Source organism: Kitasatospora purpeofusca, from assembly GCF_034043715.1.
Taxonomy (GTDB): domain Bacteria; phylum Actinomycetota; class Actinomycetes; order Streptomycetales; family Streptomycetaceae; genus Kitasatospora; species Kitasatospora purpeofusca_A.
In genome coordinates this window covers 43,129-51,526 of the sequence record NZ_JAXCLC010000068.1, presented here as the reverse complement: position 1 = coordinate 51,526, position 8,398 = coordinate 43,129, and the positions used below count along the sequence as shown (strand labels likewise).

8 protein-coding genes and 2 pseudogenes are annotated in these 8,398 nt (G+C 75.3%); all 10 read left to right on the top strand.

The genetic code is table 11. From position 1 onward, the window contains the following. Positions 1 to 177 precede the first annotated feature (177 nt). The 10 genes and pseudogenes from SM793_RS28670 to SM793_RS28625 all read left to right on the top strand — a co-directional run bounded on the left by SM793_RS28670 (position 178) and on the right by SM793_RS28625 (position 8,304). On the top strand, positions 178 to 576 hold the full coding sequence (locus SM793_RS28670) for an FKBP-type peptidyl-prolyl cis-trans isomerase (protein WP_320441200.1): 399 nt from the start codon (positions 178 to 180) through the stop codon (positions 574 to 576). 167 nt (positions 577 to 743) lie between these two features. Continuing rightward, positions 744 to 1,694: pseudogene (locus tag SM793_RS28665) on the top strand (helix-turn-helix transcriptional regulator); the annotation flags it as partial. Positions 1,695 to 1,816: 122 nt separating this feature from the next. Next, on the top strand, positions 1,817 to 2,773 hold the full coding sequence (locus SM793_RS28660) for a helix-turn-helix transcriptional regulator (protein ID WP_030395913.1): 957 nt from the start codon (positions 1,817 to 1,819) through the stop codon (positions 2,771 to 2,773). 27 nt (positions 2,774 to 2,800) lie between these two features. Beyond that, a complete protein-coding gene (locus SM793_RS28655; RefSeq protein WP_231977872.1) occupies positions 2,801 to 3,007 on the top strand; it encodes a hypothetical protein in 207 nt (68 codons plus the stop codon). Between the two features lie 102 nt (positions 3,008 to 3,109). Further along, positions 3,110 to 3,289, top strand: coding sequence for a hypothetical protein (locus SM793_RS28650; RefSeq protein WP_320441199.1), 180 nt, complete (start codon positions 3,110 to 3,112; stop codon positions 3,287 to 3,289). A 191-nt stretch (positions 3,290 to 3,480) separates the two neighbouring features. After that, positions 3,481 to 3,759 (top strand): annotated as a pseudogene (gene tatA, locus SM793_RS28645) (Sec-independent protein translocase subunit TatA); the annotation flags it as partial. Positions 3,760 to 3,970: 211 nt separating this feature from the next. Then, on the top strand, positions 3,971 to 4,861 hold the full coding sequence (gene tatC / locus SM793_RS28640; protein ID WP_413816056.1) for a twin-arginine translocase subunit TatC: 891 nt from the start codon (positions 3,971 to 3,973) through the stop codon (positions 4,859 to 4,861). A 129-nt stretch (positions 4,862 to 4,990) separates the two neighbouring features. Then, complete coding sequence (locus SM793_RS28635; protein ID WP_320441196.1) at positions 4,991 to 6,160, top strand: FAD-binding oxidoreductase; 1,170 nt, start codon at positions 4,991 to 4,993, stop codon at positions 6,158 to 6,160. Between the two features lie 286 nt (positions 6,161 to 6,446). Next, positions 6,447 to 6,767: a (2Fe-2S)-binding protein gene (locus SM793_RS28630; protein WP_320441195.1), complete on the top strand. Its 321-nt coding sequence runs from the start codon at positions 6,447 to 6,449 to the stop codon at positions 6,765 to 6,767. Then, the gene (locus tag SM793_RS28625; RefSeq protein WP_320441194.1) at positions 6,748 to 8,304 is read left to right on the top strand and encodes an NAD(P)/FAD-dependent oxidoreductase; all 1,557 of its coding nucleotides are present in this window, start codon (positions 6,748 to 6,750) and stop codon (positions 8,302 to 8,304) included. The genes SM793_RS28630 and SM793_RS28625 overlap by 20 nt, the downstream gene beginning before the upstream one ends. Positions 8,305 to 8,398: the final 94 nt, after the last annotated feature.

Here is an 8,398-nt window from a genome sequence, read left to right as displayed (position 1 = left end):
GCGCCCGACCGGGTCCCGGGCGGGGGTCGTGCACCGGGCGGGGGGGGGGGGGGGGGGGCGGCCCCGGGGGGGGGGGCGGGGGGGGGGGGGGGGGGGGGGGGGGGGGGGGGGGGGGGGGGGGGCGGGTGGCGGGGCGGCGGCCCCGCGCCCGCGCCCCCCCCCCCCCGCCGCTTGGTCATGGACCGAACCAACCGTGAAACGAGGCATCAAGTGAGCAAGCCTGAGATCGACTTCCCCGTCGGCGACGCGCCGACCGAGCTGACCATCCGCGACATCGAGGTCGGCAGCGGCGAGGAGGCCAAGCCCGGCCAGGTCGTCGAGGTCCACTACGTCGGCGTGACCTACGCGACGGGCGAGGAGTTCGACGCCAGCTGGAACCGCGGCTCGACCTTCAAGTTCCCGCTCGGCGGCGGCCGCGTCATCAAGGGCTGGGACCAGGGCGTCGTCGGCATGAAGGTCGGCGGCCGCCGCGAGCTGGTCATCCCGCCGCACCTGGCCTACGGCAACCAGTCGCCGACCCCGGCCATCCCGGCCGGCTCGACCCTGATCTTCGTGGTCGACCTGATCGGCGTCTGAGCAGACTGACCACCAGGGCCGCACCCCGTCCGCGGGGTGCGGCCCCGGTCGTTCCCCGGCTCGGCTTTTGCACCGCGTACCGCTACCGGTACGGTCGGTCCCGCCGGGTCCACGACGCCCCGGCGGGCGCACCCCGCGCGCGGCGCGGCACACCGGAAGGGTCAGCGATGGCGATCGCCAAGGCAGAGCGGCTGATGAATCTCGCCCTGTGCCTGATGAACACCAGACGTCCGCTCTCCAAGAAGGAGCTGCGGGAATCCATCGAGGCCTACCGCGAAGCCTGGCAGCACAGCAGCGAGGAAGCCTTCAACCGGATGTTCGAGCGGGACAAGGACGACCTGCGCGAACTCGGACTGGTCATCGACGTCGACGAGAGCGCCCTCGACGGCGAACTCGGCTACCTCGCCCGCGCTGACCGCAACCGCCTGCCGGAGATCGCCCTCGACGCCGAGGAAGCCGCCGCGCTCACCCTCGCCGCCCGCGTCTGGCAGCAGGCCAAGATGTCCGGCGCCGCCAGCGGCGCCCTCCAGAAGCTGCGCGCCGCCGGCGTCCCGTTCACCGAGACCGAGGGCCGCCCCGCCCTCGAACCGCGCATCCCCGCCCGCGAGGCCGCGTTCGAACCGCTGCTCACCGCCGCCCGCGACCGCCGCCCGGTCACCTTCGAGTACCGCAAGGCCGGCGCCGCCGCCGCCCAGCAGCGCAGCGTCGAGCCCTGGGCCCTGGAATGCTGGCGCGGCCACTGGTACCTGGCCGGCTGGGACCGCGACCGCGAGGACGCCCGGGTCTTCCGGCTCGGCCGGATCACCGGCAAGGTCCGCGCCCGCTCCGGCGCCTTCCTCGGCTCCGTGCCCGAGCACGTCGACGTCCGCGCCACCGTCGCCAAGTTCGCCGGCGAGGGAGCCACCGCCACCGCCGTCGTCCGGGTCCGCCGCGGCGCCGGCTTCCCGCTGCGCACCAAGGCGCTCGGCACCCGCCGGATCGACGACACCTGGGACGAACTCGACATCCCCTTCGGCAACGGGCTCGGCGCCGACCTCGCCGAGTTCGGGCCCGACGTGCTCGTCGTCGGCCCCGAGGAACTGCGGGCGGACGTCGTCGACCGGCTGCGCGCGGTGGCGGGCGTCAAGGTGGCCGGCGCCGCGACGGCGGGCGTCGGGACGGCGGGTAACCGGGTGACGGGTACCGCCGGGGTGGCGGATACCGCTGGGGTGGACAGGACCGAGACCGAGGACGTGCGGGCATGAGCAACGCGATCGACCAGACCCGGCGGATGCTCTCGCTGGTCACCTACCTCCGCGAGCGCCCCGGCGCCGAGGTGGCCGAGGTCGCCCGCGCCTTCGGCATCAGCGAGCGCGAACTCATCGCCGACCTCAACGTGCTCCCGATGTGCGGCACCAGCTTCCGCGGCGGCGACCTGCTCGACATCGACACCGACGGCGAGCGGATCTGGTGGCACAACGTCGACGACGTCGCCCAGCCGCTGCGCCTCGCCGCCGACGAGGCGACCGCCCTGCTGGTCGCCGCCCGCGCCGTGGCCGGCCTGCCCGGCCTGCGGGCCGGTGACCGCGAGGCCCTCACCAGGGCCGTCGCCAAGATCGAGAACGCGGCGGGGGAGAGCGCCGAGGGCAGCGCCCGGGTCGGCGTCACCTTCGAGGCCGAGAGCCACGTCTTCGCCGACATCGACCGCGCCCTCAGCGAGGGCCGCCGGCTCTGGCTGCGCTACTACTCGCACGGGCGCGGCGGCATGACCGAGCGCGAGGTCGACCCGATCCGCCTGCTCACCGAGGGCCACACCTACCTCGAGGCCTGGTGCCGGACCTCCGAGGACCACCGGATGTTCCGGCTCGACCGGGTCGCCGAGATCAAGGTCCTGGACGTCCCCGCCGACCCGCCCAAGCGCGAGCCGCGCGACCTCTCCGGCGGACTGGTCAACCCCTCCGCCGACGACCCCGAGGTCGTCGTCGAGGTCTCCTCCGGCGGGCGCTGGGTCGCCGAGTACTACACCCACGACCACGCCGAGGAACTGCCCGACGGCGGACTGCGGATCACCCTGCGCAGCGCCGACCCCTCGCAGCTGCGCCCGCTGGCCCTGCGGCTGGGCCGGGACGGGCGGATCGTCTCCCCGCCCGCGCTCGTCGAGCAGGCGCGGGCCGCGGCGCTGGAGGCGCTCGCCCACTACGGTGACGGGCTGGTCTGAGCCGTGGAGCCCGGTACCAGATTCAAGGTGTACTGCTCCGAGTGCCGGGAGAAGGTGGAGGTGCCCGCCGAGGGGTTCCGCCTGACCTTCGGCCGGACGGCGGACCGGACGCACTACAGCTTCTCCTGCCCGCTGTGCGGGGCGGCGGTGCGCAAGCCGGCCGGGGAGAAGATCGTCGCGGCGCTGACCGAGGCCGGGGTGCGGACCATGCGGCTGGTGCCGGCCGAGCAGTAGGACCGGGGGGCGGGCCCGGCGACGTGCGCCGTGGCCCGGCGGGCGCGCTCCGGGGTTCGGGCGGCGCGCTCCGGGGCCCGGGCGGGCCGATAGGGTGGGGCCATGTCCTGGATGCCCGTCGCCGCAGTCCTCCTCGCCACCGCCGGTCTGCTGGTACTCGGCGTCCTCGCGGTCCGGCTCTGGCTGGACGTACGGGCGCTGGCCGAGGGAGTGGACACGGCCTCCCGGGCACTGGCCGAGGCGGCCGAGGAGCTGGCGGCCTCGGCGGCGGCCCGGCCCTGAGCCCAGGTCCGCGGTCGCGGGGGGCTGCTGTTCGACGGTAGGGGCGCGTTACGCTCTCAGATGGCTCCTGGACGCGAACGGGGGGCCGCTGTCCTGTTCGGGCGGCCGTCGTCACGGTGTCATCCGCAGCGGTTACCATCCCCGCAGCGAGCGGCCCGGGTCGGTGCCGCCGAAACTGAAGGTGGTCGAGCATGCGGGTCTCGTTCACCGCGATCCTGGTGGTCGCGGTCATTGCCATTGTGCTCTTCGGCGCCAAGCGGCTGCCGGACCTGGCACGCTCGCTCGGCCAGTCGGCCCGGATCCTCAGGAGCGAGGCCAAGGCGATGCGCACCGACGGCTCCGCCGACACCCCGGCCGCGTCCGCCCCGACGGCGGCCGACGGCATCGCCGCGAAGACCATCCAGTCCGCCCCGGGCGCCTCCTCGAGCGCCCGCCCGGTGAGCGAGCAGCCCGCCGGACAGTCCGCGGGCCAGTCCACGGGCCAGTCCACGGGTCAGTCCGGCGGTCAGTCCGCGAGTCGGTCCGCGAGTCAGTCCGCCCCGGAGGGCGGGGCACGCTGAGCGCGCGGCCCGCGCCACCACTGGAGGCCCGCCGACCGGCGGGCCCCGACGCACAAGTTGAGGACCGGGGTTGAGCAAGCTCACGAAGGCGCCGAAGACGGCCAAGGATCCCGAGGGGCGGATGGCCCTCGCCGACCACCTGCGGGAACTGCGGAACCGCGTGGTCAAGTCGGTCCTGGCGATCGTGCTGTTCACGATCGTCGCGCTGATCTTCCACAAGCAGATCGAGACACTGCTGCTCAAGCCGCTGCCGCAGTGCACCCCGGACAATCTCGCGACCACCAAGGGCCGCTGCGCCCAGGTCTCGACCATCGGTCTGACCGCGGGCTTCAACTGGATGCTCAAGGTCGCCCTGACCGCGGCCGTGGTCGCGACCGTCCCGGTCTGGCTGTACCAGCTGTGGGCCTTCGTGGCGCCCGGTCTGCACAAGCACGAGCGCAAGTACACCGTCATCTTCATGGTCTGCGGCGCGCCGCTGTTCCTGGCCGGTGTGACGCTGGCGATCCTGCTGCTGCCGCTGACCGTCGAGGTCCTGATCTCGTTCACGCCGGACGAGACCACCCCGATCCTGCCGCCCTCGGACTACTTCGACATCGCCACCCGGCTGGTGATGGTGTTCGGCCTGGCCTTCGAGTTCCCACTGCTGCTGGTCATGCTGAACCTGGTCGGCGTCGTCACCGGCAAGCGGCTGCTCAGCTGGTGGCGCGGCATGGTGATGGGCATCACCGTGTTCGCGGCCTTCGCGACGCCGAGTGCCGACCCGCTGAGCATGCTGGCGCTGGCCGCCCCGATCTGGGGCCTGTACTTCGTCGCGGTCGGTGTGGCGATGCTGAACGACCGGCGCCGGGCCCGGCGCAACCCGGACCTCGCGCTGGACGACGAGGAGGCTTCGCACGTGGACCTCTCGGTGGCACCGGTCGCCGGGGCCGAGGCGATCGAGGCCTCCGCCACGCCGAGCGCCTCCGGCCAGGTGCCGGCCGCGCGGCACGAGCAGATGGACGACATCACCTGATCCGTCGCGGGTGATCCCGCCGAGCCCCGGCCCGCCGTTTTGCGGTGGGCCGGGGCTTTTCGGTGCGACTCGCCCATTCGTCCCCGGGGCAGTCTTGGCAGGTTCGATGGCATGTGACATATTACTGCCGTGTCCCACTCACAGAGACTCCCGGATGTCGTGGTGGTCGGAGCCGGCGTCGTCGGCGCCGCCTGCGCGTACTACGCCGCGCGGGCCGGGCTCGCCGTCGACATCGTCGACCGCGGCCCGGTCGCCGGCGGCACCACCGGCGCCGGCGAGGGCAACCTGCTCGTCTCCGACAAGGAGCCCGGTCCCGAACTCGACCTCGCCCTGTACTCCGGCGGACTCTGGCGCGAACTCGCCGCCGAGTTCGGTACCGCGGTCGAGTACGAGGACAAGGGCGGCCTGGTGGTCGCCGGCACGCCTGAACGGCAGGAGGCGCTGCGCGCCTTCGCGGCCGGGCAGGCCGGCTCCGGCGTCCTGGCCGAGGAGATCCCCGGCGAGCGGCTGCGCGAACTGGAGCCGCACCTCGCCCCCGGGCTGGCCGGAGGATTCCACTACCCCCAGGACGCCCAGGTCCAGCCCGCGCTGGCCGCCGCCCACCTGCTGCGTGCCGCTCGCCGCGCCGGTGCCCGGCTGTACACCGGCGAGGCCGTCCGGGCGCTGCGGATCGGTGCCGACGGCGCCGTCCGCGGGGTCGAGACCGAGCGACGGCGGCTGGACACGGCCGCCGTGGTCAACGCCGCCGGCACCTGGGGCGGGGAGCTCGCCGCGCTGGCCGGCGTCGGGCTGCCGGTGCTGCCGCGACGCGGATTCGTCCTGGTGACCGAGCCGCTGCCGCGGATCGTCCGGCACAAGGTGTACGCCGCCGACTACGTCGCCGACGTGGCCAGCGGCTCGGCCGCCCTGCAGACCTCGGCCGTGGTCGAGGGGACGCCGGGCGGGCCGGTGCTGATCGGCGCCAGCCGGGAGCGGGTCGGCTTCGACCGCACCCTCTCGGTCGAGGTGCTGCACCGGCTGGCGGCCCAGGCCGCCGCGCTCTTCCCGGTGCTGGCCGGGGTGAACGTGATGCGCGCCTACCGGGGCTTCCGTCCGTACCTTCCGGACCATCTGCCCGCGATCGGCGCCGACCCCCGGGTGCCCGGCCTGTACCACGCCTGCGGCCACGAGGGCGCCGGCATCGGGCTGGCCCCGGGCACCGGGGCGCTGATCGCCCAGCAGCTCACCGGGAAGGACCCGGAACGCGACCTCGCGCCCTTCCGGCCCGACCGCTTCCCGGCGGCGGACGCCCCCGCCTGAGGGGGGCGCCGTGCACTTTGCAAAGTGTGCGAGGACTTTGCAAAGTGCACTTTGCAAAGTGCCCGCCCACCCGCAACCCGCAGGACGGACACCCCGGAGGGGCACGCCCGCAGGGCCGCCGCTGCCGAGCGGGGCCGGGTGTGCCGAACGGGACCGTGTGCCGACCGGACCGCGTGCCCGCTGGACCGTGCGCCGACAGGTCTGTGGCCCCCTCGGGCTGTAGGCCCGTCGGTGGCCCCCGACAATCCCACGATCGGCTCGTGAGCTGAACGGAGAACCCCCACCCATGCGCCGTACCCGCACCCCCGCGGAGCTGGTCCGGGCCGAGCCCGGGCCCGCCCACACCATCGAGTTCGACGGCCGGCCGGTGCCCGCGCTGCCCGGGCAGACGATCGCCGCCGCCCTCTGGGCCGACGGTGTGCTCGCCTGGCGCACCACCCGGGTCGGCGGGAAGCCGCGCGGGGCGTTCTGCGGCATCGGCGCCTGCTTCGACTGCCTGGCCACCGTCGACGGGCGGCCCAACCAGCGCACCTGCCTGGTGCCGGCCGAGCCCGGCACCACCGTCACCACCCAGGAGGGCCACGGCCGTGCCGACCTCGAAGTCTGAGCCCGCGCAGTCCCCCGGAGCCCCCGGCTCCGGCGGCCCGTTCCCCGACCTCGCGGTGGTCGGCGCCGGCCCCGGCGGCCTCGCCGCCGCCGTGACCGCCGCCGACCTCGGTCTGCGCTGCGTCCTGGTGGACGCCGGCCGGAGCACCGGCGGGCAGTTCTACCGCCACCCCGCGCCCGGCCTCGGCGCCGCCCGTCCCGACCGGCTGCACCACGGCTGGTCCGTCTACACCGACCTCTCCGACCGGCTCGCCGCCCACCGCGCGGCCGGCCGCGTCGAGCTGCTCACCGGCCACCAGGTGTGGGCGTTGGAGCGGGCCGGGGACGGCGACTGGCGGCTGCACGCCACCACCGGCCCGGACGCCGACGACCGGACCACCGTCCGCGCCGCCGCCGTCCTGCTCGCCACCGGCGCGTACGAGCGGCAGCTGCCCTTCCCCGGCTGGACCCTGCCCGGCGTGGTCACCGCGGGCGGCGCGCAGGCCATGCTCAAGGCCGGCCTGGTGCTGCCCGGCCGGCGGATCGTGGTCGCGGGCAGTGGCCCGCTGCTGCTCGCGGCTGCCTCCTCCCTGGTCACGGCGGGCGCCGAGGTGCCGGCCGTGGTGGAGGCCACCGCGTACCTCGGGTACGCCCGGCGCCCCGGCGTGCTGGCCGCCGTCCCGGCCAAGCTGGTCGAGGGCGCCGGGCACGGTTCGGCGCTGCTGCGCCACGGCGTCCGGCTGCGGCCGCGCAGTGCGGTGGTCGAGGCGCACGGCACCGACCGGATCACCGCCGTCACGGTGGCCCGGTTGGACGCCGAGTGGCGTCCGGTGCCCGGCAGCGAGCGGCGGATCGCCTGCGACGCGCTCGCCGTCGGCCACGGTCTGATTCCGCAGATCGAGCTGGCGACCGAGCTGGGCGCGGCCACCAGGACCACCCCCGACGGAACGGCCGCGCTCAAGGTCGACGCCCGCCTGCGGACCACCGTGCCCGGGCTCTGGGCGGCCGGCGAGGCCTGCGGCGTCGGCGGCGCGGACCTCGCGATCGCCGAGGGCGAGCTGGCGGCGCACGCGGTCGCGGACCGGCCGGTCCGCACCGGGCTGCTGCGCCGGCGTTCCCGGCTGCGGGCCTTCGCCGAGCTGATGGCCGCCGCCCACCGGCCCGGGCCGGGCTGGACCGACTGGCTGCGGGAGGACACCGATGTCTGCCGCTGCGAGGAGGTCCCGGCCGGGCGGATCAAGGAGGCGGTGGACGAGCTGGGCGCGGGCGACGCGCGCACCGTCAAGCTGCTGACCAGGGCCGGGATGGGCTGGTGCCAGGGCCGGATGTGCGGTCCGGCGGTGGCCTGCCTCGCGGGCGGCGCCGATCGGGCCGAGGTCCGGCCGGACAGCCGGCCGTTCTCCTGCCCCGTTCCGCTCGGGCAACTCGCGGCCGAGCGGGACGAGCGGGACGAGTGCGGCCACCGGGACGAGCGGGGCGAGCGGGGTCGCCAGGCCGACCGGGACCACCAGGACCACCAGGACCACCAGGCCGACCGGCAGGGCCGGGACGACCGGTAGGACCGGCCGGAAACGGACGGACCGGCCGCTCCCGTCGGCCGGTCGGTCCGAATCCGACCGAAAACGCCCGGTGGTGACTCTTGTGTCCACCGCG

Bases quoted from the DNA above. Each gene is read 5' to 3' on its own strand.
- SM793_RS28650 (WP_320441199.1), top strand. From the start codon at position 3,110: ATGTCCTGGATGCCCGTCGCCGCAGTCCTCCTCGCCACCGCCGGTCTG.
- SM793_RS28660 (WP_030395913.1), top strand. From the start codon at position 1,817: ATGAGCAACGCGATCGACCAGACCCGGCGGATGCTCTCGCTGGTCACC.
- tatC (WP_413816056.1), top strand. From the start codon at position 3,971: ATGGCCCTCGCCGACCACCTGCGGGAACTGCGGAACCGCGTGGTCAAG.
- SM793_RS28630 (WP_320441195.1), top strand. From the start codon at position 6,447: ATGCGCCGTACCCGCACCCCCGCGGAGCTGGTCCGGGCCGAGCCCGGG.
- SM793_RS28670 (WP_320441200.1), top strand. From the start codon at position 178: ATGGACCGAACCAACCGTGAAACGAGGCATCAAGTGAGCAAGCCTGAG.